Here is a 22,768-nt window from a genome sequence, read left to right on the forward strand (position 1 = left end):
GATGCGATGCGATGCGTTCCGGCGTGACTTTATCGTGGCGGCCGCGGGGGCCGCGTTCCTGGGGTTTTGCGCCCCGGCGGCGCTGGCCGCGCCTGCGGCTTCCGGAGCAGCGCCCGTCGTGCTGGTGGTGGGGGATTCGCTGAGCGCCGAATACGGCATCGCCCGCGGCGCGGGCTGGGTCGCGCTGATGGAAAAGAAGCTGGCCGCGGAGAAGATCCCCGCCACCGTCGTGAATGCCAGCGTGAGCGGCGACACCACGTCCGGAGGCCGCTCCCGACTGCCCGGCCTGCTCGCCCAGCACAAGCCTGCCGTCGTGGTGATCGAGCTGGGGGGCAACGACGCGCTGCGCGGGCTGCCGCTGCAGGGCACCGAGGCGAACCTCAAGGCCATGGCGGAGGCCTCCCGCAAGGCCGGTGCGAAGGTGCTGATCGTGGGCATGCAGGTGCCGCCCAACTACGGCTCGGACTACACCCGGCGGTTCGAGGGTGTGTTCCCGGCCGTGGCCAAGGCCACGGATTCCGCGCTGGTGCCTTTCCTGCTCAAGGGCGTTGCCGACCGGCCCGATGCCGCGGCGCTGTTCCAGGCCGACCGGATCCATCCGCGGGCCGAGGCGCATCCGGCCATGCTCGCGAACGTCTGGCCCGAGTTGCGCAAGCTCTTGCGCTGAGGCCGGGCAGGCGCCTGGCGGCGCCAGGGCCGGGCCCGTCAGGCGGCCGGGCCGCTGCCTTCCGGAGCAGTGGCCCCGCCCTCCTCGCCACCGGAGACAGCCTCGCCGTCCTCTCCGGATTCCGGGGCATGTTCCCCGGTCTTGCGCTGGTTCTTGGCCAGTGCCTTCTCTTCCTTCTTTTTCTTCTTGGCGAGCTCTCGCTGCCGCTTTTCGTAGCCGTAGTTGGGTGTTGCCAAGGTGGAGCCCCCTTTTGTGGATGCAGTTCGGAGGTCCAATGTAGCAGCACGCCCGGCAAGACCCCTTGCATCGCCCTGGCATGGCATGCGGCATGGCGCGCCGGCCGGCCTGCAGGCCGGCCGGACCGCCCCGCCCGTCAGGCCGGAAACGCGGCGGCGAGCGACTGCGCGATGTCGCCGCGCAGGTCTTCCACATTCTCCAGACCCACGGAAAAGCGCACCACGGTGCCGGGCCGCAGGTGCTGCGTGGGGCGCGCGCGCATCGTCGGCAGTTCGTAGGGCACGACCAGGCTCATGGGCCCGCCCCAGCTGTAGCCGAGCTTGAAGAGCCGCAGGCCGTCGCAGAACGCATCGACACGATCCTGTCCATGGCGCTCGTCGATGACCACGCTGAACAGGCCGGCCGCGGCGCCCTGCCCCGCGCCGCGGGCGCACAGCGCGGCCCAGTGCGCATGCCCCGGAGACCCGGGCAGCGCGGGGTGCAGCACCTGCGCGACGGCCGGCTGGCCGGCCATCCAGCCTGCCAGCTCGCGTGCCGCCGCGTCATGCGCGCGGTACCGCAATCCGACGCTGGGCAGCGAACGCAGCACCGCCTCGGCATCGTTGGCGCCCACGCCCAGGCCCAGCCGCATGTGGGTGAGCTTGATGCGCAGGTGAAGGGCGGGGTCGCGGGTGATCGCGCTGCCCATGAGCACGTCGCCGCCGCCGCTGGGGTACTTGGTCAGGGCATGGACCGAGATGTCCACGCCCAGTCGCCCGTCGCCGAGCAGGTCGAAGGGCTGGAAGGCGATGCCCGCGCCCCAGGTATTGTCGAGCGCGGTGGTCACGCCGCGGTCGCGGCAGATGCGCACCTGTTCGGCCAAGTCAGGGAACTCCAGCGTGACGGAACCCGGGGCTTCCAGCCACACCAGCCGGGTGGCGGGCGTGATGCGGGCCGCCAGGTCGGCGGGATCCAGCGGATCGTAGTACGAGTGGCGGATGCCGTAGTGCGCCAGTTCCACCTCGGCCAGCGCCTTGTTGGGGCCGTAGGCGTTGTCCGGGATCAGCACCTCGTCGCCGCTGCGCAGCAACGCCAGCGCCACGTTGGCGATGGCCGCGAGGCCGCTGGGCATCAGCACGCACTGCAGGCCGCCTTCCAGCTCGCAAAGGCGTTCCTCGAGCATGTAGGTGGTGGGCGTGCCGTGCAGGCCGTAGGTGTAGCCGGTCTTGTCCTTCCATTCGCGCGAGCGCATCGCCGCGACGTCCGGGAAGATGACGGTGGAGGCCTTGTGCACGGCCGGCTGCGGTGCGCAGAAGCCGGCCGGCGGCGTGTACGCGTGGTGGATCAGGCGGGTGTCGGGCCCGGAGCCCGGCGTGGCGTCGGATGCGGAGGAAGTCATGCGGCGATGGTATCGCCGCCCGGGTTCAGCCCCGGATCAGCCCGTGGTGCCCTGGGTGACCGTGAGTTGGTTCACCACGGAGTTCACGCCCTTCACGCCCTGGGCGATGCGGGTCGCGCGCTCGCGCGCCACGTCGTTCTTCACCGGGCCGTTCAGGGTGACGATACCGTTGCGGGTATCCACGTCGATGCGGATGGCGCTCAGTTCGGCATCCTCGGCAAGGCCTGCCTTGACCTTGGCGCTGATGCCGGCATCGTCCATCACCTCCGCCGCGCGCGCGGCCGCCTGGCGGGACGCCTGGCTGGCCTCGGTGGCGGCGGCCTCCATGCGGCGCTGCGCATCCGAGGCGGCTTCACCGGTGCGCTCGATGGTGGCGTCGATCTTCTGGCCGACGGTCTGCCCTTCGTTGCGGTCGCAGGCCGCCAGCCCGAAAGCGAGTGCGGTGGCCGACAGGATGGCAATGACACGCGGGCTGCGGGCGGAGCTGGAGGAAGGGGTGTGGGCGTGCGTCATGGCGATCTCCTTGGAGCGTCGGGAATATGGCGAAACTCTAGGCTCGACCGTAGCGCGCCATGGTCGGACAATGCCTAAGCTGGCGTAGGACGCTTGAGGCGAGAATCCTCCCCCATGTCCCCTGCGCCTTCTCCTGCACTTTCCCCCACGCCGCCGCCGGATGCCGGCGCCTCCGGCCGCCGGCGCATGCTCCACCGCTGGTTCCCCTTTCTCGCCTGGCCCCGGCCGGACGCCCGGTTGCTGCGCGGAGAGTTCTGGGCCGGCATGACGGTTGGGCTGATGCTGGTGCCCCAGGGCGTGGCCTACGCGGCCCTGGCCGGCATGCCGCTGGTGACGGGCATCTACGCTTCCCTCGTGCCCGCGCTGATCGCGGTGCTCTGGAGTTCGTCCACGCGTCTGGGCGTGGGTCCCACGGCCCTCACCGCCCTGCTGATCGGGGCCTCCCTCACCGGCATGGCGGAACCGGGCAGCGCCGAATGGGTGGCCCTGGCGGCCTGGATGGCCATCCTGTCGGGGCTGGTGCAACTGCTGCTGGGCGCCGTGCGCTTCGGCTGGCTGCTCAACCTCGTCACGTCGCCCGTGCTCAACGGGTTCACCCAGGCCGCCGCGCTGCTCATCCTCGCATCGCAGCTGCCGGCGCTGCTCGGGCTGCGCACCACGTGGCATGCGGTGGCCACGGCCCCTTCCATCCACCACTTCGACGGCACGGCAGCGGCCTTCGGGCTCGGCAGCCTGGTCCTGCTGACACTGGCGCGCCGCTGGCGGCCCACCTTTCCCTCGGCCATCGTCATCGTGGGCGTGGCGGCCCTGGCAAGCCGCGCACTGGGCTATGCGGACCAGGACGGCGCGGTGGTGGGCCACCTGCCTTCCGGGCTGCCGCACTTCTACTGGCCGGGCTGGCTGGACTGGGACCAGTTCGGCCAGTTGCTGATGCCCGTGCTGGTGGTCACCCTCGTGAGCTTCCTGGAGACCGCCTCCTCGGCCAAGGTCGAGCACCAGCAGGGCGGCACGCGCTGGAACGAGAACCAGGACCTGATCGCGCACGGCCTGGCGAAGCTGGGGTCCGGCTTCTGTGGCAGTTTCGCGACAAGCGCGTCGTTCTCGCGCTCCGCGATCAACCTGTACGCGGGCGCGAAGAGCGGCTGGGCCACGCTGTTCGCTCTGGCCCTGGTCCTGGCGGTGCTGCTGTGGCTTACGCCGGCCCTCTACCACGTGCCGCAGTCGGTGCTCGCCGCGGTGGTGGTGGCAGCGGTCATCAGCCTCATCAAGCCGGCGGTGCTGCTGCGGCTGTGGCGCATTTCCCGGGTGGAGGCCCTCATCGGCGGGCTGACGTTTCTGCTCACGCTCGCGACCGCGCCGCGCATGTACTCGGGAGTGCTGGCGGGGCTGGTGCTGAACCTGAGCCACTTCCTCTACCAGCGGCTGCACCCGCGCATCATCGAGGTCGGGCTTCATCCGGACGGCAGCCTGCGCGACCGCCACCTGTGGCAATTGCCGCCGCTCGCACCCGGACTGCTGGGCGTGCGGATGGATGCAGAGCTCGATTTCGCGTCCGCTGCTGCGCTGGAGCAACGCATTTCGGAACATCTTGCGGCATATTCCGAGGTACGGCACATCTGCCTGTTCGCCCTCCCGATCAACCGCATCGACGTGACCGGCGTCGAATGCTTCGGCCGGCTGCGGGCCCTGGCCCGCACCCACGGTGGAGCCCTGCACGTGAGCGGCATGAAGCTCCCTGTCGAGCAGGTGCTGCGCCGCGCGGGGTTGCTGGAGGGCCCGGGCCTCGTGCTTTACCGCACCGACGCCGAAGCCCTGCTGGCGTTGCAACGTTTACCTTTGTAGTTACCTATGGCGGGGCAGCCGCTGATACACTTCCTGAACATTGTTTGTTGCATTTTGTGTCTGAATCCGCGACCCCCCCACTTGTGGACCTGCGCGACCTGCGCCTGACGACGGCGCACGCCCTGGTCGCTCAGGCATTGGGCTCCGAAGCCGCCATCCCCAGGGAATCGCCCCGGCATTACCTGCAGGGCCTGATCGACGGGCTCTGCGAACTGTCGCTGAAGGACCCGCTCACGGGCCTGGCGAACCGGCGGCATTTCCGCACCGTGCTCGAGCGCGAGATCGACCGCGTCACGCGCGCGGGCGAGGCGGCGCTGCTGCTGATGCTCGACATCGACAACTTCAAGCGGGTCAACGACACCCACGGCCACATGGCCGGCGACATCGTCCTGCAGTCGATCGCGCGCACGCTGAGCCGCTGCGTCCGGCCCATGGACACCCTGTCGCGCTACGGCGGCGAGGAATTCGCGGTGGTCCTGCCGGCATGCCAGGCCGGCTTCGGCAAGGTGGTGGCCGAGCGCATCCGCCGCGCGGTCGAGCGCACGCCGGTCCGCATCTCGCCGACGGTCGAGCTCAACGTCACCGTCAGCATCGGCGGCGCCTTCGCGCTCCAGTGGATCCGCAGCACCACCCTGCTGTGGACGGAGCGCGCCGACAGCCAGCTCTACAAGGCCAAGCTGGCGGGACGCAACCGGGTCAGCATCGAAGAACAGCCGGACAGCACGGTGAGCGCCGAGGAGAAGAGCCTGCTTTTCGGCCCGCTGTACACTCCCTCGGGTTGGGGCGACCTTCCCCCGCCCTTGGATTCCACAGGCAGCGCCTATTGAAAGCAAAGAGATGACCGACGCGCTGTCACCCCGCACCACGCCCGCTGCGCCCCAGGCGCCAGCCGGTGCCCGCATCATTGCCATCACCAGCGGCAAGGGAGGCGTGGGCAAGACCTTCGTTTCCGCCAACCTCGCCGCAGCCCTCACCCGGCGCGGGTACCGCGTCCTGGTGCTCGACGCAGATCTCGGCCTCGCGAACCTCGACGTGGTCCTGAACCTGCATCCCAAGGTCACGCTGCACGATGTCTTCGTCGGCAAGGCGGAACTGAACGACGCCGTGATCGAGGCGCCCGGCGGATTTTCCGTCGTGCTCGCCGGATCGGGCATGGTCGAGTATTCGCGGCTCACCCCCGAGGTGCGCAGCGAGTTCCTCAACGTCATCCAGACGCTCGCGCCGCGCTACGACGTGCTCCTGCTCGACACCGGAGCCGGCATCTCCGACGTGGTGCTGTTCTCCGTCTCGCTCGCCTCGGAAGTGCTCATCGTGGCCACGCCCGAGCCCACCTCCCTGACCGACGCGTATGCGGCGATCAAGGTGCTGGCGACGCAGCAGAAGCGCCAGTACGTGCGCCTGATCGTGAACCAGGCCGCGCGGCCGGGCGACGGCCGGGCGATCACGGGCCAGCTCCAGCAGGTCCTGGACCGCTTCGTCAGCACGGATTCGGGCCGCCCGATGCGCCTGCTGCACCTGGGCGACATCCCGGCCGACACCGCCGTGCGCGATGCCGTCATGCGGCGCCAGCTGCTGCTGATGCAGATGCCCGGCTGCCCCGCCGCCCTGGCCATCGCGCAGCTGGCCAACAAGATCGATTCCACGCTGCTCACGCCGGCAGCCTGAAGGGCCGGCAGGCGGCATGCCTGTCCGGCGCGCTCCATCGCGATGCACCACGACGACGTCCTCAACATCTCCTGCTACCTGTTCGTTCCGCTGCCCGACGCCGGACCGCTGCGCGACCGCCTGCATGCGCGGTGCATGGAAGACGGCCTCAAGGGCACCATCCTGCTGGCGGAAGAAGGCATCAACATGTTCCTGGCCGGGCCGGCGCACGCGGTGCGGGGCTTCGTGCAGTGGCTGCGGGATGCGGATGCGCGCTTCGCCGCGCTGGAACCGAAGGAGAGCTGGTCGGCGTCCCAGCCCTTCCGCAAGATGCTGGTGAAGGTCAAGCGCGAGATCATCCGCATGGACCATCCCGCCATCCGGCCCGCCGAAGGGCGTGCACCCTCCGTGGATGCGCCCACGCTGCGGCGCTGGCTCGCGCAGGGCCACGACGACACGGGCCGCCCCGTGGTGACGCTGGACACCCGCAATGCCTTCGAGGTGGACCACGGCACTTTCGAGGGCGCCATCGACTGGCGTATCGGGAAATTCACCGAATTCCCGCCCGCGCTGCGCGCCCACAAGGCGGAGCTCGAAGGCAAGACGGTGGTGAGCTTCTGCACCGGCGGCATTCGCTGCGAGAAGGCGGCCATCCTCATGCGCGAGGAAGGCATCGGGCATGTGTACCAGCTCGAGGGCGGCATCCTGAAATACTTCGAGCAGACCGATGGAGCCCACTACCGGGGCGGGTGCTTCGTCTTCGACGAGCGCGAAGTGCTGGCGCCCGACCTGTCGGAATCCGGATCGGGCCCCGTGGACGGGCCGGCCTCCGCATAGGCCTCGGCAGGCAGGCGGCGCCGGCCTGCCTGCGGCAGGATCGGCGCGTGCAGGTCAGCGCTTGAAGTGCCGCTCCGGCAGCGGAATGCGCTCAGGATCACCCGGCACCGTTCCCATGCGCATGGCGTCCCAGTCGTCGGCCGCCTGGACGATGCGTTCCTTGCGCGAGGACACGAAATTCCACCAGATGTGCCGCGGGCCATCGAGCGGTGCGCCGCCAATGACCACGCAGCGCGCGGGCCCGCTGCCCGTGGCCTCCTGCAGCCGCACCGGGCCGGGGGCCTGTGGAATCGCGAGCATGCCGGCGGGCAGGTCGGCCGGGCGCCCGGCGCCGTCCTCCAGCCTGCAGGCGCCTTCCACGGCATACACGGCCATTTCCTCGGCCAGCGGCGGCAGCCGCAGTTCGGCGCCCGCGGGCAGCAGGATGTCGAGATAGAGCGTGGGCGCGAGGGTGGCGACGGGCGACGTGGCCCCGAAGGCGCTGCCGACCAGCACGCGCACACGCACGCCCTGGCCGTCGTGGATTTCCGGGATGGCTTCCGCGGGCGTGTGGACGAACGAGGGCTCCACCTCGGCATGCGCCTCGGGCAGCGCCGCCCACAGCTGCAGCCCGTGGTTCACGTAGGCCGCGCTGCGCAGCCGCTCGGGGCGCCGCTCGGAATGCACGATGCCGCGGCCCGCCGTCATCCAGTTGATGGCGCCGGGAGCGATCTCGCAGCCGGATCCCAGGCTGTCGCGGTGCGTGATCGCCCCCTCGAACAGGTACGTGACCGTGGCCAGCCCGATATGCGGATGGGGCCGCACGTCGTATTCGGACGCGGGCTCGACCGTGACCGGCCCGAAATGGTCGAAGAACACGAAAGGCCCGATGGAGCGGCGCTGCAGCGCGGGCAGCAGCCTGCGCACCACGAAGCCGCCGCCCAGGTCCTTGGCATGGCCGCCGAGCAGCATGAAGGGCGGCGCGGCCTCGCCGGCAGACGGAGGCAGGGGCACAGGCGTATCCACGGGAGATCCTTTCGGTGACGGGGGGGGCGCCGACAGCGTAACCCGCCGTCGGGGAAAAAGCCATGCGCCGGCAACGCCCGCGGCGCACCGGCGTGTACCGGATCAGCCGCGCAGCTGCTGCGCGATGCGGGCGACGCGCGCCCCGTAGGCCCGGCCGGTTTCCAGGTCGCCGGGCAGCATTTCCTGCACGCTCGCGTCCGAGGGCGACTGCGCCAGCATGCCGACGGAGCCGCCCAGGTTGTTGGGATCGTTGCGCGTGGCCGCCTTGCTGTTGGCGGGCAGCATGCCCAGGCTCACCCAGATGCCGCCGTGCTGCGAGGCCAGCGTCTGCAGGGCGATCAGGGTCACCTGCTTGTCGCCGTTCAGGCTGGCGCTGTTGGTGAAGCCGCCGAACACCTTGTCCTGCCATGCGCGGCCGAACCAGGCCTTGGAGGACGCATCCGCGAACTTCTTGAACTGCCAGCTCGGGCTGCCCATGTACGTCGGGGTGCCGAAGATGATGCCGTCGGCATCGGCCAGGGCCTCCCAGCCGCCCTCGGGCAGGTTGCCGTCCGCGTCGATGGCGATGAGCTGGGCGTTGGCGCCCTCAGCGACGGCCTGTGCCAGGCGCTGGGTGTGGCCGTAGCCGGAATGAAAGACGACTGCGATCTTTGCCATGGAATGACTCCTAGTGGGGGAAAGGGAAATATGCCGCGTCCGGAGCGCTTCAGCGTTCCCGTGCAGCGAGATCGAATACCAGCACCTCGGCACCGCAACCCTGCCCCAGGGCCAGCCGGCGCTCGCGCTCGACGAAGGCGGCGTCGCCCGCGGCCAGCAGGCTGCCGTTGGCCTGCAGCGTGCCGCTCAACAGGTGCACGTAGCATTTGCGGGCGGGGTCCAGCGGCAGCTCGTCGCCACCCCCGCCGTCGAACAGGCCCGCATAGACACAGGCGTCGGCCTGCAGGAACAGCACGCCGGGCCGGGCCTGCGGGGCCGCCAGCAGATGCAGCCGGCCGCTCCCGCGGTCCGCGGGGCCGGGCACCTGTGCGTATTCCCGCGCCCTGCCCGCTACCTGCGGCGCGATCCAGATCTGCAGGTAGTGCGCGGGCTGGTCGGGCAGCGGGTTGAATTCGGCATGGGTGGCGCCTTCGCCCCCCGCCATGCGCTGCACGCGGCCCGCAGCGACCGATTGCACGCGGCCGCTGCAGTCCCGGCTGCCCAGTTGGCCGGAGAGCACATAGCTGAGGATCTCCATGTCGCGGTGGCCGTGCAGGCCCAGCCCGGCGCCGGGGGCGATCCATTCCTCGTTCAGCGCATGCAGGTTGCCGAAGCCCATATAGCGGGGGTCGTGGTAGCCGGCGAAGGAGAAGCTATGGAGCGATCGCAGCCAGCCGTGGTCGGCATGGCCCCGGTCGCACGATTTGCGGACGGTCAGCATGGGCGGGTTTCGGACAGTGCTGGCACTTTAGGAGCGGGATGCGGCTTGCGGGCGCAGTGTGATTGAAGGCATCATTCAAAACCTTTGAAGCCCTGCCCGATGACCGTTCCGCCTCCCGCCCGCGACGCCCTCACGCCCGACAGCCTGGCCATGCTGCAGGTGATCGCGGAAACCGGCAGCTTCGCCGCGGCTGCGCGGCAGCTCGGCGTGGTGCCCAGTGCGCTCACCTACCGGGTGCGGCAGATCGAGGAAGCGCTGGACGTGCTGCTGTTCGACCGCAGCGCCCGCCAGGCGCGGCCCACCGAGGCGGGCAGCGAACTGCTGCGCGAAGGGGCCCGGCTGCTCGAGGAGGTGGAGGCCGTCGCGCACCGCGTGCGCCGGGTGGCGACCGGGTGGGAGCCCCAGCTCACCATCGCGGTGGACGGCGTGATTTCCCCCACCACCCTGCTGGAACTCGTGGAGGCCTTCTATGCGCAGTCGCCGCCGACCCGGCTCAAGCTGCGCGACGACATCCTCACGGGCACGCTCGAGGCCCTGACCTCCGGCCGGGCGGACCTGGCGCTGGGCGTGGCGGTGAACGCCACCAACGCCTCCGGCGTGCAGGGCAAGGTGATCGGCGACCTGCTGTTCCTCTTCACCGTGGCGCCGCACCATCCGCTCGCCACCGCGCCCGGCCCGCTCACCGACACGGTGCTGCGCCAGCACCGGGCCATCGCCGTGGCCGATTCGGCGCAGCATGGCGGCGTGACCATGGGCCTGCTGGGCGGCCAGGACGTGTTCACGGTGGACAGCATGCAGACCAAGCTGCAGGCCCAGTTGCGCGGGCTGGGCGCCGGGTTCCTTCCGGAGCCCATGGTGCGGCCCTACGTCGAGGCGGGGCGGCTGGTGGTCCGCGAGGTCGCGCGGCCTGCGCGCCGCGTGCGCCTGCACTATGCCTGGGGCGGCCCCGGGCATGCCCCGCCGGGCCGCGCGCTGACATGGTGGCTGCAGCAGCTCGAGAGCCCCGCCACCCGCGAGGCCCTGCTGGAAAACCACCATCCATTCTGAGCCGCGCCATCGCAAGCGCCGTGTAGAGTGGCTTCATCCGCGACCACCGCGGCGTCTCGCATCCATGCATCCATGAAAGGCCGGACCATGACGTCTTCCCGCTCCCGTTCCCGCACTCCTTCCCGCGGCGCTTCCGCCGGCCCCGGAGGGCAGCCCCCGTCCGCCCGGCGCATCGCCGTGGTCGGCGCGGGCATGGCCGGCATCGCCTGCGCGCGCACCCTGGCGCAGGCCGGCCATGCGCCGGTCGTCTTCGAGCAGGCCCGCCACCCGGGCGGCAGGATGGCGACGGTGGAATCGCCGTTCGGGGGATTCGATGCCGGCGCCCAGTACTTCACGGTGCGCGATGCGCGCTTCGCGCACGCCCTGGAAACCGTGCCCGGGCTGTGCCGCCCGTGGAGCGCAACCACCGTCAAGGTGCTGGACGCTGCCGGCCGCACGGCCGCCGCCGCGCCGCCGCCGCGCGAACCGCACTGGGTGGCCACGCCGGGCATGCAGTCCCTGCTGGCCGCGTGGGCCCAGCCGCTGGCGCAGGCCGGCCGCCTGCTGGCCGATGCGCAGGTCGCCGGCATCGGCCCCGACCCCCTTCAACCGGGCCGCTGGCAGTTGCAGACCCGCTCGCGGGACGGCGCGCAGCAGGTCCATCCCGGCTTCGACGCGGTGCTGCTGCTCATCCCGGCGGCCCAGGCCCGCGCCCTGCTGGAGTCTTCGGGCATCGCCCCGGCGTTCGCGCAACGGCTGCAGGCGGTCGAAGCGGCCCCCTGCTGGACGCTGATGGTGGCCTATCCCCACGCGGTGCAGCCCGGCCTCACCACGCTGGGCCCGCAATGGAACGCCGCGCGCAGCACGCACCATCGCATCGCGTGGGTGGCGCGCGAATCGTCGAAGCCGGGCCGCGCCTCGGTGGAGCGCTGGACGGTGCAGGCCAGCCCCGCATGGTCGTCCGAGCACCAGGGCGATGCACCCGCCCGCGTGCAGGCCAAGCTGATCAAGGCCTTCGCGGAAGTGACCGGCCTGCGCGCCACGCCCTCGCATGCGGAAGTGCTGTACTGGCCCGATGCGCAGACGACGCGGCCGCTGGGGCAGAGCCACCTGTGGGACGCGGCGGCCGGCATCGGCCTGGCCGGCGACTGGTGCCTGGGCCACCGGGTCGAGGATGCCTTCGTTGCGGGGCTCGAACTCGCGCTCGCGGTGGCATGAGCGCCTTCCCGGCCGCGTCCACGCAAGCACCCGCCGCAGGCAGGCGCTATGTCGGCCGTTTCGCGCCCTCGCCCACCGGACCCCTGCATGCCGGCTCGCTGGTGGCGGCGCTGGCCAGCTGGCTGGACGCGCGCTCCGCGGACGGGGGCCATGGCGGAACCTGGCTGGTGCGCATCGAGGATGTGGATACGCCCCGCTGCCAGCCCGGCGCGGCGGAGACGATCCTGCGGCAACTGGCGGACTGCGGCCTCGTGCCGGACGGGGCGGTGTGGTGGCAGTCGGCACGCCACGGGCGGTATGCCGGACAGCTGGAGCGGCTGACGCACGCGGGACTCGCCTACCCCTGTGCCTGCACCCGCGCGGACATCGAGCGCGCCCACCGGCTGAGCCATGGGTCCCGCGACCGCCATTCGGAACTGCCCTACCCTGGCACCTGCCGCGCCGGACTGGGTGGGCGGCCACCGCGGTCCTGGAGGTTCCGGACAACGGAATACCAGAAAGAACTTGCACCGCCCGCGGGTGTCGCCGGGGCGCCGGGATGCCCTGCGATCGATGCCGGTGGCGTGGCCTGGACCGACCGGCGCCTGGGAGCGCGCCGGCAGGACGTGGCGGAGGTGGTGGGCGATTTCGTGCTGCGCCGGGCGGACGGGCTCTGGGCCTACCAGCTCGCGGTGGTGGTGGACGATGCAGACCAGGGGGTGACGCACGTGGTGCGCGGGGAAGACCTCCTGGACAACACGCCCCGGCAGCTCCTGCTGCAGCATGCGCTGGGCGCCGCGGCGCCCATCTACCTGCATACGCCGCTCGTGCGCGCGCCAGATGGCGAGAAGCTGTCCAAGCAGCACGGAGCGCCCGCCGTGGACACCGCCGATCCCGTGGCAGCGCTCGGGGCCGCGGCCTGCGTACTGGGGTTGCCGCCTCTGCAGCATCCGCACGACACCACCGTCGGCGAGGCGCTGGCGTGGTGGGCGCAGGCATGGTCGCGAATCTACAATCAGTCATCGTGACAGTTACGCATCCCACTCCGGCCGATACCGGCCTTGCCCCTTCGCCCGCGCCTGCCGGCAACGGTTCCCCGCCCGCTGGCGTTGCCTTTCCCAAGGCGATCAAGAGCTACGTCCGCCGTGCCGGGCGCACCACCACCGGACAGGCCAAGGCCCTCGAAACCTTCGGCTCGCAGTTCGTCCTCGACTACGCCCCCGCGCCCCTCGACGCACCGGCGGCTTTCGGCCGCGCCGCGCCGCTCGTCCTCGAGATCGGCTTCGGCATGGGCGAGGCCACGGCCCACATCGCAGGCGTGCGGCCGCAGGACAATTTCCTCTGCTGCGAGGTGCACGAACCCGGCGTCGGCGCCCTGCTCAAGCGCATCGGCGAACGGGGTCTCACCAACATCCGCATCCTGCAGCACGACGCCGTGGAGGTGATCGACCACATGCTGCCGGAAGGCAGCCTCGACGGCGTGCACATCTTCTTCCCGGACCCGTGGCACAAGAAGCGCCACAACAAGCGGCGGCTGGTCCAGCCACCGCTGGTGGCCAAGCTCGCACGGCGGCTGAAGCCCGGGGGCTACCTGCACTGCGCGACCGACTGGCAACCCTATGCGGAGCAGATGCTGGAGGTGCTCTCGGCCGAACCGCTTCTGGCCAACACCGCCGACGGCTATGCGCCGCAGCCCGACTACCGCCCGCTCACCAAGTTCGAGAACCGCGGGCTGCGCCTGGGCCACGGCGTATGGGATATCCTCTTTCGGCGCGTGGCCTGACAGTCAGCGCCCCCGCCCCCTCGCAACGCCCAGCACCGCACCCATGAAGCCCATCCTCGACAACCTGGTCGAAATGACCGGCCATCGCGATCACCTGCGGCTGGAAGTGTCGGTGCTGTCCACCCTGCACAAGCTCCCTTCCATCAAGGCGGTGCGCGCGCTGGAGATCTTCCAGTCGGGCAGCGAGGCCTACGTGCGGCCGCGCACCTGGCACAAGGACGGGCAGATGGTCACCAGCGACTGGGAAGCCCCGGTCGATCCGCGCCGCGAGCCCCTGTCGGCGTTCCCGGCGCTGCACGAATGCATCGCCCAGCGCCGGCCGCACGTGCTGCAGTCCGTGCGGCGCGGCGAGCACATGCTGTGGCTGCCGGTGTGGCTGCACGACAAGGTGCATGCCTGCATCGAGGTCACGCAGTCGCGGCCGTTCTCGGCCCACAAGCTCGACGTGATCCAGAGCGTCTTCTTCGTCTACCAGAACTACCAGAGCCTGCTGGACTACAGCGAGCGCGACGCGCTGACCGGCCTGTTCAACCGCAAGACCTTCGACGAGCAGTTCGCACGGCGCGCCGGCATGTCCAGCAACGCTGCGACCGAGGTATCCACCGAGCAGGACGATGCATCCCAGCCGCGCGGCGAGCCGCTGCAGCACTGGCTGGCGGTGGTGGACATCGACCACTTCAAGCAGGTCAACGACCGCTTCGGGCACCTGTATGGCGACGAGGTGCTGATCCTGATCGCCAACATCCTGCGCAACTCCTTCCGCGGGCACGACCGCATCTTCCGCTTCGGCGGGGAGGAATTCGTCGTCCTGCTGCGCTCGACGACGCTCGCCACCGCCCACAAGGCCTTCAACCGGTTCCGCACCGCCGTGCAGGAATACGATTTCCCGCAGGTGGGCCGCGTCACGGTGAGCCTGGGTTTCGCCAGCACGGAGCGCGGGGCCCCGGTGGAGATCCTGGGCCAGGCGGACCAGGCGCTCTACTACGCCAAGGAACATGGCCGCAACCGCGTGTGCTATTACGACGACCTGGTGCGCGATGGCCATCTGCACGCCAAGGTCGCGAACGACAACGTCGAACTGTTCTGACCGGCACGCTCCAGGCATCCCCACGAAAGCAAAAGGCCCGCACGCGCGGGCCTTTTTGCATTGGGCACGGCAGCCCGGTCAGGCGCGTTCGCCCACCCAGGCGGCCACGGAGGCCAGCGCCGCGGGCAGCGCCGCGGCATCGGTGCCGCCGGCCATCGCCATGTCGGGCTTGCCGCCGCCCTTGCCGCCCACCTGGCTGGCAACGAAGTTCACCAGTTCGCCGGCCTTCACCTTCGCCATCGCGTCCGGCGTGACGCCCGCGGCGATCTGCACCTTGGCGCCGTCCACCGCCGCGAGCACGATGGCCGCGCTCTTGAGCTTGTCCTTGAGCTTGTCCATGGTGTCGCGCAGGGTCTTGGCGTCAGCGCCCGGCAGCGTGGCGGCCAGCACCTTCAGGCCCTTCACGTCCACGGCCTGGCCGGCCAGTTCGTCGCCCTGGCTGGAAGCCAGCTTGCCCTTGAGGGCCGCCACTTCGCGCTCCAGCGCCTTGACCTGGTCGAGCGCCTGGCCGATGCGGCCGGTGATCTCCGCGGCGGGTGCCCGCAGCACGCCCGCCGCCCTGGCGACGGTATCTTCCAGTTGCTGCAGATAGGCCAGCGCGCCCGCGCCCGTCACCGCCTCGATGCGGCGCACGCCCGCGGCCACGCCGCTCTCGCCCACCACCTTGAACAGGCCGATGTCGCCCGTGCGGGCGACGTGCGTGCCGCCGCACAGCTCGCGGCTGGTGCCGATGTCCAGCACGCGCACGGTCTCGCCGTACTTCTCGCCGAACAGCATCATGGCGCCGGTCTTCTGGGCGGATTCGATGTCCATCACGCGGGCGCCGGTCGGCGTGTTGGCGAGGATCTCCTCGTTCACGCGGCGCTCGATCTCGCGGATCTGGGCGTCGGTGACCGGCGCGTTGTGCGCGAAGTCGAAGCGCGTGCGCTCGGCGTTCACCAGCGAGCCCTTCTGCTGCACGTGATCGCCCAACACCTCGCGCAGGGCCTTGTGCATGATGTGCGTGACCGAATGGTTGCGCATGGTCGCGGCGCGCAGCGCGGCATCGACCTCCGCCTGCACGGCATCGCCCACGCGCAGCGCGCCGGACTCCAGGCGCCCGTGGTGGCCATAGACGTCGGCGCGGATCTTGAGCGTGTCGTCCACGGCGAAGCGCGCGCCACCGGCGTGGATCACGCCCTGGTCGCCCACCTGCCCGCCGCTTTCGGCATAGAACGGGGTGTTGTCGAGCACCACCACGCCGCTCTGGCCGGCCTCCAGCGCCTGGGCGCTCGTGCCGTCCACGTAGATCGCCACGATCTTCGCGCTTTCGGTCAGGCCGTCGTAGCCGCTGAAGCGGTTGGCCTCGCCTGCATAGTCGAGCGCCTTGTCCATCTTGAACTTGCCGGCGGCACGGGCCTGGGCCTTCTGGCGGTCCATGGCGGCATTGAAGCCGTCCTCGTCCACCGTCACGCCGCGCTCGCGGCAGACGTCGTTGGTCAGGTCGAGCGGGAAGCCGTAGGTGTCGTGCAGCTTGAAGGCCACATCGCCGGGCAGCACCTTCGCGCCGCCGCCCAGGGCCGCGTCGAGGATGTCCATGCCGTTGGCGAGCGTCTCGAAGAAGCGCTCTTCCTCGGCCTTGAGCACTTCGGTGATGCGCTGCTCCTGCTCGCGCAGCTTCGGATAGGCGTCACCCATCTGCGCGACGAGGTCCTTCACGAGCTTGTGGAAGAACGGCGTCTTGCGGCCGAGCTTGTAGCCGTGGCGGATGGCGCGGCGCACGATGCGGCGCTGCACGTAGCCGCGGCCTTCGTTGCTGGGGATCACGCCGTCGCTCACCAGGAACGCGGTGGCGCGGATGTGGTCGGCGATCACCTTGAGCGACGGGTTGGCGAGGTCGGCCGTGCCGGTCTCGCGCCCGGCCGCCTGGATGAGCGCGGCGAACAGGTCGATCTCGTAGTTGCTGTGCACGTGCTGCAGGATGGCCGCGAGGCGCTCCAGGCCCATGCCCGTATCGACGCAGGGCGCGGGCAGCGGCGTGACGGAGCCGTCTTCCGCCATGTCGAACTGCATGAACACGTTGTTCCAGATCTCGATGAAGCGGTCGCCGTCCTCATCGGGGCTGCCCGGGGGGCCGCCGGGGATGTGGGGGCCGTGGTCGTAGAAGATCTCGGAGCACGGGCCGCAGGGGCCGGTGTCGGCCATCATCCAGAAGTTGTCGGACTTGTAGCGTCCGCCCTTGTTGTCGCCGATGCGGATCACGCGCTCGGGCGGCAGGCCGATCTCCTTCGTCCAGATGTCGTAGGCCTCGTCGTCCTCGGCATACACGGTGGCGAGCAGGCGCTCCTTCGGCAGGCCATAGACCTCGGTGAGCAGCTCCCAGGCCCACTTCAGCGATTCGCGTTTGAAGTAGTCGCCGAAGGACCAGTTGCCCAGCATCTCGAAGAAGGTGTGGTGGCGCGCGGTGTAGCCCACGTTCTCCAGGTCATTGTGCTTGCCGCCCGCGCGCAGGCAGGCCTGCACGGACGTGGCCCGCACGTAGGGGCGCTTGTCGGTGCCCAGGAACACGTCCTTGAACTGCACCATGCCGGAGTTGGTGAACATCAGCGTGGGGTCGTTGCCCGGCACCAGCGGGCTGGACGGCACCACGGTGTGGCCCTTGGAGGCGAAGAAGTCCAGAAAACTCTTGCGGATGTCGGCAACGGACGACGGCGGGGTCGGTTTCGTCATGGGCGAAAGGGCTGCGAGCCTCGAGTGCGTGGAGCGCGCTGCGGGTGAAAGCAGCCGCGGGGATGGTTGTGAAGCGTAACCCCCGATTCTATCGAGCCGGGCCCGCCGTTCGCCGCGCCGCGGGGCCGGCCCTGCCCCGCACGGGGCCGCTCACCGCCGGGGGCGCTTTTGCGGGGTGCGGTTGGTGTAGCTCGCGTTGCCCAGGCCCGTGCCCACGGTGAGCACGGCCCAGCGCCCCACGTCCTGGGTGAAGGGCAGTTCCGACAGCCCCTGCACCACGGCATCGTTGTGCAGGCAGACCTGGATGCGGCCGCCGTTGATGGTGGGCAGGCGCTCGCACAGGTCGCGCGGCAGGTGGAAGCGGATGCTCTCCCAGTTGCCCGGCAGGTTCTGCGTGCCGCCGGCGAGCGAGCCGTCTTCGCAGACCAGGCCCGGGCAGGCGACGCCGACGAAGGGCGCCAGGCTCAGTTCCTTCTTCCTGGCATGGTCCACCAGGTCTTCCAGGATGCCGGCGATGCCGTCCACGAGTTCGTCGCGGCGCGGGGCGTCGTCCGCATGGCCCCATTTCTCGCGGCGCAGCACCTCGGCCTTCGACATGTCGGGCGCGGAGTGCAGGTGGGTCTGCACGATGCCGCAGCGCACGTTGGTGCCGCCAATGTCCACCGCCAGTATCGCGTCGTAGCTCTGCAGCAGCGCGGGCGGCGCCAGGTGCACCCAGCCGATCAGGCCGCCCTCGTCGGCATGGTGGTGCAGCAGGCGCAGTTCCACCGGGTCCTTCTTTTTGCGCTCGAGCTCTTGCGCGACGAGGTCGGCCGCGCGGGCGATGGCACGCTCGCCCACCTCGCTCTGGTGGAAGCCGCCGCCCACGATCACGCGCTCCACGCCCTTCCAGGTCTTGTGCTGCAGGAAGCGCAGGACCACGTGGGCGAACTGCTGCGCGTAATCCTCGGAGGCGGCCTCGATCGCCCGGGCCGCCACGCCGTCCTTGGCCAGCATCTCGTCCAGGCGCTGCTTGCTGATCTCCCGCGTGGGCTTGTCGCCCAGCGGGTCCTTGCCGGCCATGTCGGTGTAGAGGGTGCGCCAGGCATCCAGCATGCGCCGGAACGCGGTGCGGCTGGCGTTGTCGCCCGCGAAGCCGTCGCCGTCGCGCAATTCGAGGCTGTAGTCGTCGATGGTGACGGACGCCAGTTCCATATCGCCGTGCGGGCCCGCCGCGCACAGGGCGAGCCGGGCTTTTTCCTCGCGCTCGGCCGCGGCAGCGGACACCGGCGCTTCTTCCTTCTCTTTGGATGCCATGGTCGTGTTCGTAGGGAGGGAATGGGCCCGCGTCGCAGGCCCTGGCCCCGATGGTGCCCCGCCCCGCGGCGCGGCCGCGTCAGCCAACGCCGCCAAACCACGCCCCAGGAGGAGGCAGGCGGCGGCAGGCAGCCGTCAGCGGCCCAGCAGCACCGCGCGCGCCGCCTCCGATGGGAAAACGCACGCCACGTCGTGGGCGCAGCCGGGCACCACGACCACCTCGCGCCGCCGGCCGGGCGCCAGCTGCGTCCGGTCGTATTCCGCGTAGGCCAGGCCGCGCTGCAGGCGGTACGGCCCCTGGGCCATGGCCGCGCACGACTTGTCGAGGATGCCGTAGTACGTGCCCCTGGCGTCGCTGCTGTCCAGCGCGCCTTCGAGGTAATGCACGTCGGCGGCGGCATAGCGATCGCGCGCCTGGGCGGCGATGCGCCCCAGGCCGGCGGGCAGGTCGTCGGTGCCGTACTTCCAGCGGTTCACGCCCGGGCAGGTGCCATCCGCGGGCGGATGGGGGCGCCAGGCGTCGAAATACAGCCAGGTGCCAGGGTCCGCCACCACGTAGCGCAGGGCGACGGTGGAGGCGGAGGTGGACGCGCCGGCCGGCGCCGGGTTCGCGAAGCCGATGTAGTGCTGCACCATCTGCCCGCCCGCGGAGAAGCCCGCGACGGTGACGGTACGCAGGCCGGGCCAGCGCCGCACGAGCTCGGCCACCAGCGCGTCCATCGCCGCGAACGAGGTGATGCGCGCGCCGTTGGCCGACGGCCCGCCTTCGATCCAGGAGCTGCATGTCCACAGCAGGTCGCCGGCCTGCGCGGGGGGAACGCCCGGGGAACTGCACCGGCCGGCCTGGCCCGCCGCGACCTGGAACACGGGCGCCACCACCAGGGTGTCACGCAGCGCACCGGCATCGCGCACGGCCTGCAGCGCCGCGCCGAAGGTCTTGCCGGCATCGCGCGGATGGCCGTGCAGGGCGACGAGCGCGCGCGTCGGCGCCGCCCCCTCTCCGGGCGCCAGCGATGCGTAGTAGTTCAGCGTGCCTCCGGCGCCGGGCGGCTCGAAGCGCTGGTAGCAGGCGGGGCCCGCCGCCACGGTGCAATCGGAAGACTGCGCCGCGGCATGTGCCGTCCACACGGCCAGGCACGCCGCCACGAGACAGGGCCATGTTCCAGTTCTCATCGAGGGGACTCCGTTGGACGCGGGGACGGCATGGCCCCTGGCGGAAAGTGTAAGCGGCGCATGGGGCACTGACCGCCCCCGAGGTCGCACAGGTGCGCGGGCCGGGTGCGCGCCGGTCATTACACCCGGCGGGACGGGAGCCAAAAAAAAGCCCGCGCGATGCGGGCTGTGAAAGGAGACCCCCTACTGACAAACCGGAGGCCGGCGACCGGGAGACCCCAGCGCGGCACCGCGATGCATCCAATGTAGGCCTGCGAGCCGGCAGGGCCAAGCGACCAGATCGCGATTGCTTATGCGCGGACCGAGAAAGCCGGTACTGGCGGGCATGCCATGCGCCGCCGGCAGGCCAGTGGTGGCGGCATACTCGGCGTATCGCCTTTCCCGGCCCCGGCCCGCCCGGGGCTTCCATCGATCCGATGCCCCCGCCATCCACCGCCCTCCCCTGCACTGCACGGAACCTGGCCGCAGCCGCACTCTGCCTGGCGACGGCCCTGCCTGCCTTGGCCGGGTTGGATGCCGGCGACCTCGTGCGCGAACACGGCTGCATGCGCTGCCATGCCATGGTGCGCACCTATGTGGGCCCCGGGTTCGCGGAGATTGCCGAACGCTACCGCGCTGACAGGAATGCCGAAACCTATCTTGCCGGCAAGATCCGCAACGGCGGTGCGGGCGAATGGGGCCGCGCGCTCATGCCGCGGCATCCGCGCATCGGGGAGGAAGAAGCGCGGACCCTGGCCCGGTGGATCCTCGCCCAGCGCAAGGGCTAGCAGCCGCAGTGGCCGCCACCGCCTCACTCAGCGCTCGGCGCAGAGCGCCTCGTCCACCGCTTCGCGCGTGAGGGTGGGCACGAAGGCCTCGATGAAGCGGTAGGCATAGCCGCGCAGCCAGCTGCCGCGCCGCAGCCCGAGTCGGGTGAGGTTGACTTCGAACAAATGGCGCGCATCGATCATGCGCAGGTGGCGGTCGCGCTCCGGGTCCAGCGCGATGGAGGCGACGATGCCCACGCCCATGTCCAGCTCCACATAGGTCTTGATCACGTCCGCGTCCATGGCGGTGAGCACCACGTCCGGCTGCAGGCCCTCGCGGGCGAAGGCCTCGTCGATATGGGCGCGGCCGGTGTAGCCCAGCTCGTAGGTGATGATGGGAAAGCGCGCCAGTTGCCGCAGGGTGGGCGGCTCGGGCAGGTCGAGCAGCGGATGGCCCGGCGGCACCACGATGCTGTGGGACCAGCGGTAGCACGGCAGCGTGACCAGTTCGCCGTAGCCCGCGAGCGCCTCCGTGGCGACGCCGATGTCGGCTTCGCCCGAGAGCAGCATCTCGGCCACCTGCCGCGGCGACCCCTGGTGCAGGTGCAGCGAGACGTGCGGGAACAGTGCCCGGAAATCGCGCACCACCTGCGGCAGCGCATAACGTGCCTGGGAGTGCGTGGCGGCGATGGACAGCCGCCCTTCCCCGCTGGCCCGGAAGTCGTGGCCGGCGCGCTGCAGGTTTTCCGCCTCCAGCAGCAGCCGCTCGACGATGGGCAGCAAGGTGGATCCCGGCGGGGTCAGCCCCGTGAGCCGCTTGCCCGCGCGCACGAAGATCTCCAGGCCCAGCTCCTCCTCCAGTTCGCGGATCTGCCGGCTCACGCCGGGCTGGGAGGTGTGGAGGATGCGGGCCACGTCGGTAAGGTTGAAACCCGTGCGCACGGCCTCGCGCACGGAACGCAGTTGCTGGAAATTCATGGATTCGCCGGACTTTCCTGTTGTTATGCGGCCGGTCAACGCGCGGGGATAGCCGCGCGGGGGTCAACGCACGGGCGCCAGGGGCCGGCGGTGCACCGCGCCCCCGTCCCGGCACGTCAGAGCTTGGCGATGGAGACTTCGGTCGATTTCACCAGCGCCACCACGTCGGAGCCGACCTGCAGTCCGAGGTCGTCCACCGAGCGGGTGGTGATGACGGAAGTGACGATGCCCCAGGGCGTCTCGACATCGACTTCCGAGACGACGTCGCCGCGGATGATCTCGCGGACCTTGCCCTTGAACTGGTTGCGCACGTTGATGGCCTGGATGGACATGGGATGGACTCCTGTGATGGTTGGAAGGTGAAGGGAAAGAAAGGATGGAAACCGGGTGGCTCAGATCGCCCAGCGCAGGCCATGCGCCGGAACGCCCGGCCATGCACCGTCTCCGTTGCCGTCGGAGGGTTCGGCCGCGGGCTTCTGCAGCACCCGGTCGAGGATGCGTTTCTCGAGGGCCGCGAACGCCGCGTCGCCGTGCGACCGGGGCCGCGCGAGGGGTATGCGCTCATCCAGGGCGATGCGGCCGTCCTCGATGAGCACCACGCGGTCGGCCAGGGCCACGGCTTCCTGCACGTCGTGCGTGACCAGCAGCGCGGTGAAGCGGTGCCGCTGCCACAGCCCTTCGATGAGGCGCTGCATCTCGATGCGGGTGAGCGCGTCCAGTGCGCCCAGCGGCTCGTCCAGCAGCAGCAGGCGTGGCTGGTGGACCAAGGCCCGGGCCAGGGCCACGCGCTGGCGCTGGCCGCCGGACAGGCGCGCCGGCCACTCGCCGGCACGGTCCGCCAGGCCCACCTGGGCGAGCACCTCGCGGCCGCGCTCCTGCGAGCCCGCGGGCAGGCCCAGAGTGACGTTGTCCAGCACGCGCCGCCACGGCAGCAGGCGCGCCTCCTGGAACATGATGCGGGTGTCGCCGTGCAGTCCATCGACGGGCCTGCCGTCGATCTCCAGCGTTCCGGCGCTGGCGCCCTCCAGGCCGGCGACCAGCCGCAGCAGCGTGCTCTTGCCGCAGCCGCTGCGGCCGACGATGGCGACGAATTCGCCAGGCTCGATCGTGAGCTGCGCCTCGCGCAGCACGTCGCGCGAGCCGTAGCGCTTGGTCAGCCGGCGCGCCTGCAGGCGCAGGCCGGGCGCGGGGGAAGAAGCGGTGTGTGGGTGGGACATGGTGCCGTCTCCTTCG

The 22,768-nt window shown here is 70.6% G+C and carries 23 protein-coding genes; 11 read left to right on the forward strand and 12 right to left on the reverse strand.

Annotation, left to right across the window (positions count from 1 at the left end):
• Position 1: 1 nt before the first annotated feature.
• The gene (locus T336_RS0100715) at positions 2-667 is read left to right on the forward strand and encodes an arylesterase (RefSeq protein ID WP_019701239.1); all 666 of its coding nucleotides are present in this window, start codon (positions 2-4) and stop codon (positions 665-667) included.
• Between the two features lie 38 nt (positions 668-705).
• On the opposite strand, the gene T336_RS0100720 is transcribed toward T336_RS0100715, so the two are convergent.
• The 3 genes from T336_RS0100720 to T336_RS0100730 form a co-directional block, all read right to left on the reverse strand.
• Entirely contained in the window at positions 706-903 is a 198-nt protein-coding gene (locus T336_RS0100720) for a hypothetical protein (protein ID WP_019701238.1), read from the reverse strand.
• Positions 904-1,040: 137 nt separating this feature from the next.
• Positions 1,041-2,282, reverse strand: a complete 1,242-nt coding sequence (locus T336_RS0100725; protein WP_019701237.1) for a PLP-dependent transferase — start codon at positions 2,280-2,282, stop codon at positions 1,041-1,043.
• A 36-nt stretch (positions 2,283-2,318) separates the two neighbouring features.
• A complete protein-coding gene (locus T336_RS0100730) occupies positions 2,319-2,795 on the reverse strand; it encodes a BON domain-containing protein (protein ID WP_019701236.1) in 477 nt (158 codons plus the stop codon).
• A 114-nt stretch (positions 2,796-2,909) separates the two neighbouring features.
• Here T336_RS0100730 and T336_RS0100735 point away from each other — a divergent pair, with 114 nt between their 5' ends.
• The 4 genes from T336_RS0100735 (at position 2,910) to T336_RS0100750 (ending at position 7,118) form a co-directional block, all read left to right on the forward strand.
• Positions 2,910-4,637: a SulP family inorganic anion transporter gene (locus tag T336_RS0100735; protein WP_026431136.1), complete on the forward strand. Its 1,728-nt coding sequence runs from the start codon at positions 2,910-2,912 to the stop codon at positions 4,635-4,637.
• 83 nt (positions 4,638-4,720) lie between these two features.
• On the forward strand, positions 4,721-5,464 hold the full coding sequence (locus T336_RS0100740) for a GGDEF domain-containing protein (RefSeq protein WP_013594681.1): 744 nt from the start codon (positions 4,721-4,723) through the stop codon (positions 5,462-5,464).
• Between the two features lie 10 nt (positions 5,465-5,474).
• The gene (locus T336_RS0100745) at positions 5,475-6,302 is read left to right on the forward strand and encodes a MinD/ParA family protein (RefSeq protein WP_026431138.1); all 828 of its coding nucleotides are present in this window, start codon (positions 5,475-5,477) and stop codon (positions 6,300-6,302) included.
• Positions 6,303-6,344: 42 nt separating this feature from the next.
• Positions 6,345-7,118 (forward strand): sulfurtransferase, encoded by a 774-nt coding sequence (locus T336_RS0100750; protein ID WP_019701233.1) that lies wholly within the window; start codon positions 6,345-6,347, stop codon positions 7,116-7,118.
• A 54-nt stretch (positions 7,119-7,172) separates the two neighbouring features.
• On the opposite strand, the gene T336_RS0100755 is transcribed toward T336_RS0100750, so the two are convergent.
• The 3 genes from T336_RS0100755 to T336_RS0100765 form a co-directional block, all read right to left on the reverse strand.
• Entirely contained in the window at positions 7,173-8,123 is a 951-nt protein-coding gene (locus T336_RS0100755) for a pirin family protein (RefSeq protein WP_026431139.1), read from the reverse strand.
• 102 nt (positions 8,124-8,225) lie between these two features.
• A complete protein-coding gene (locus tag T336_RS0100760) occupies positions 8,226-8,780 on the reverse strand; it encodes a flavodoxin family protein (protein WP_019702020.1) in 555 nt (184 codons plus the stop codon).
• Positions 8,781-8,829: 49 nt separating this feature from the next.
• Positions 8,830-9,540, reverse strand: a complete 711-nt coding sequence (locus T336_RS0100765; RefSeq protein WP_026431140.1) for a pirin family protein — start codon at positions 9,538-9,540, stop codon at positions 8,830-8,832.
• A 99-nt stretch (positions 9,541-9,639) separates the two neighbouring features.
• On the opposite strand from T336_RS0100765, the gene T336_RS0100770 reads away from it, so the two are divergent.
• From T336_RS0100770 to T336_RS0100790, 5 genes are all read left to right on the forward strand, one after another.
• On the forward strand, positions 9,640-10,587 hold the full coding sequence (locus T336_RS0100770; protein ID WP_013594675.1) for a LysR family transcriptional regulator: 948 nt from the start codon (positions 9,640-9,642) through the stop codon (positions 10,585-10,587).
• 87 nt (positions 10,588-10,674) lie between these two features.
• Positions 10,675-11,784 (forward strand): NAD(P)/FAD-dependent oxidoreductase, encoded by a 1,110-nt coding sequence (locus T336_RS0100775; RefSeq protein ID WP_026431141.1) that lies wholly within the window; start codon positions 10,675-10,677, stop codon positions 11,782-11,784.
• Positions 11,781-12,791, forward strand: a complete 1,011-nt coding sequence (gluQRS, locus tag T336_RS0100780) for a tRNA glutamyl-Q(34) synthetase GluQRS (protein ID WP_026431142.1) — start codon at positions 11,781-11,783, stop codon at positions 12,789-12,791. Before T336_RS0100775 ends, gluQRS begins: the two co-directional genes overlap by 4 nt.
• Positions 12,761-13,546, forward strand: a complete 786-nt coding sequence (trmB, locus tag T336_RS0100785) for a tRNA (guanosine(46)-N7)-methyltransferase TrmB (protein ID WP_209435927.1) — start codon at positions 12,761-12,763, stop codon at positions 13,544-13,546. Before gluQRS ends, trmB begins: the two co-directional genes overlap by 31 nt.
• 43 nt (positions 13,547-13,589) lie before the next feature.
• Positions 13,590-14,633: a GGDEF domain-containing protein gene (locus T336_RS0100790; RefSeq protein ID WP_026431144.1), complete on the forward strand. Its 1,044-nt coding sequence runs from the start codon at positions 13,590-13,592 to the stop codon at positions 14,631-14,633.
• A gap of 78 nt (positions 14,634-14,711) precedes the next feature.
• Here the strand turns inward: T336_RS0100790 and alaS are convergent, their stop codons facing one another.
• The 3 genes from alaS to T336_RS0100805 form a co-directional block, all read right to left on the reverse strand.
• Positions 14,712-17,342 (reverse strand): alanine--tRNA ligase, encoded by a 2,631-nt coding sequence (alaS, locus tag T336_RS0100795; RefSeq protein ID WP_026431145.1) that lies wholly within the window; start codon positions 17,340-17,342, stop codon positions 14,712-14,714.
• 150 nt (positions 17,343-17,492) lie between these two features.
• A complete protein-coding gene (locus tag T336_RS0100800; RefSeq protein WP_026431146.1) occupies positions 17,493-18,638 on the reverse strand; it encodes an ROK family protein in 1,146 nt (381 codons plus the stop codon).
• A 135-nt stretch (positions 18,639-18,773) separates the two neighbouring features.
• On the reverse strand, positions 18,774-19,811 hold the full coding sequence (locus T336_RS0100805; RefSeq protein WP_026431147.1) for an alpha/beta hydrolase family protein: 1,038 nt from the start codon (positions 19,809-19,811) through the stop codon (positions 18,774-18,776).
• Between the two features lie 416 nt (positions 19,812-20,227).
• On the opposite strand from T336_RS0100805, the gene T336_RS0100810 reads away from it, so the two are divergent.
• Positions 20,228-20,578: a c-type cytochrome gene (locus T336_RS0100810; RefSeq protein ID WP_026431148.1), complete on the forward strand. Its 351-nt coding sequence runs from the start codon at positions 20,228-20,230 to the stop codon at positions 20,576-20,578.
• A 27-nt stretch (positions 20,579-20,605) separates the two neighbouring features.
• Here T336_RS0100810 and T336_RS0100815 read toward each other — a convergent pair whose 3' ends face one another.
• The 3 genes from T336_RS0100815 to T336_RS0100825 all read right to left on the reverse strand — a co-directional run bounded on the left by T336_RS0100815 (position 20,606) and on the right by T336_RS0100825 (position 22,752).
• Positions 20,606-21,535, reverse strand: coding sequence for a CysB family HTH-type transcriptional regulator (locus tag T336_RS0100815; protein ID WP_026431149.1), 930 nt, complete (start codon positions 21,533-21,535; stop codon positions 20,606-20,608).
• A gap of 116 nt (positions 21,536-21,651) precedes the next feature.
• Positions 21,652-21,867: a TOBE domain-containing protein gene (locus T336_RS0100820; protein WP_011796117.1), complete on the reverse strand. Its 216-nt coding sequence runs from the start codon at positions 21,865-21,867 to the stop codon at positions 21,652-21,654.
• 60 nt (positions 21,868-21,927) lie between these two features.
• Complete coding sequence (locus T336_RS0100825) at positions 21,928-22,752, reverse strand: ATP-binding cassette domain-containing protein (protein ID WP_026431150.1); 825 nt, start codon at positions 22,750-22,752, stop codon at positions 21,928-21,930.
• Positions 22,753-22,768 lie beyond the last annotated feature (16 nt).

It is taken from the genome of Paracidovorax oryzae ATCC 19882 (assembly GCF_000687165.1).
In the GTDB taxonomy this organism is placed as follows: domain Bacteria; phylum Pseudomonadota; class Gammaproteobacteria; order Burkholderiales; family Burkholderiaceae_C; genus Paracidovorax; species Paracidovorax oryzae.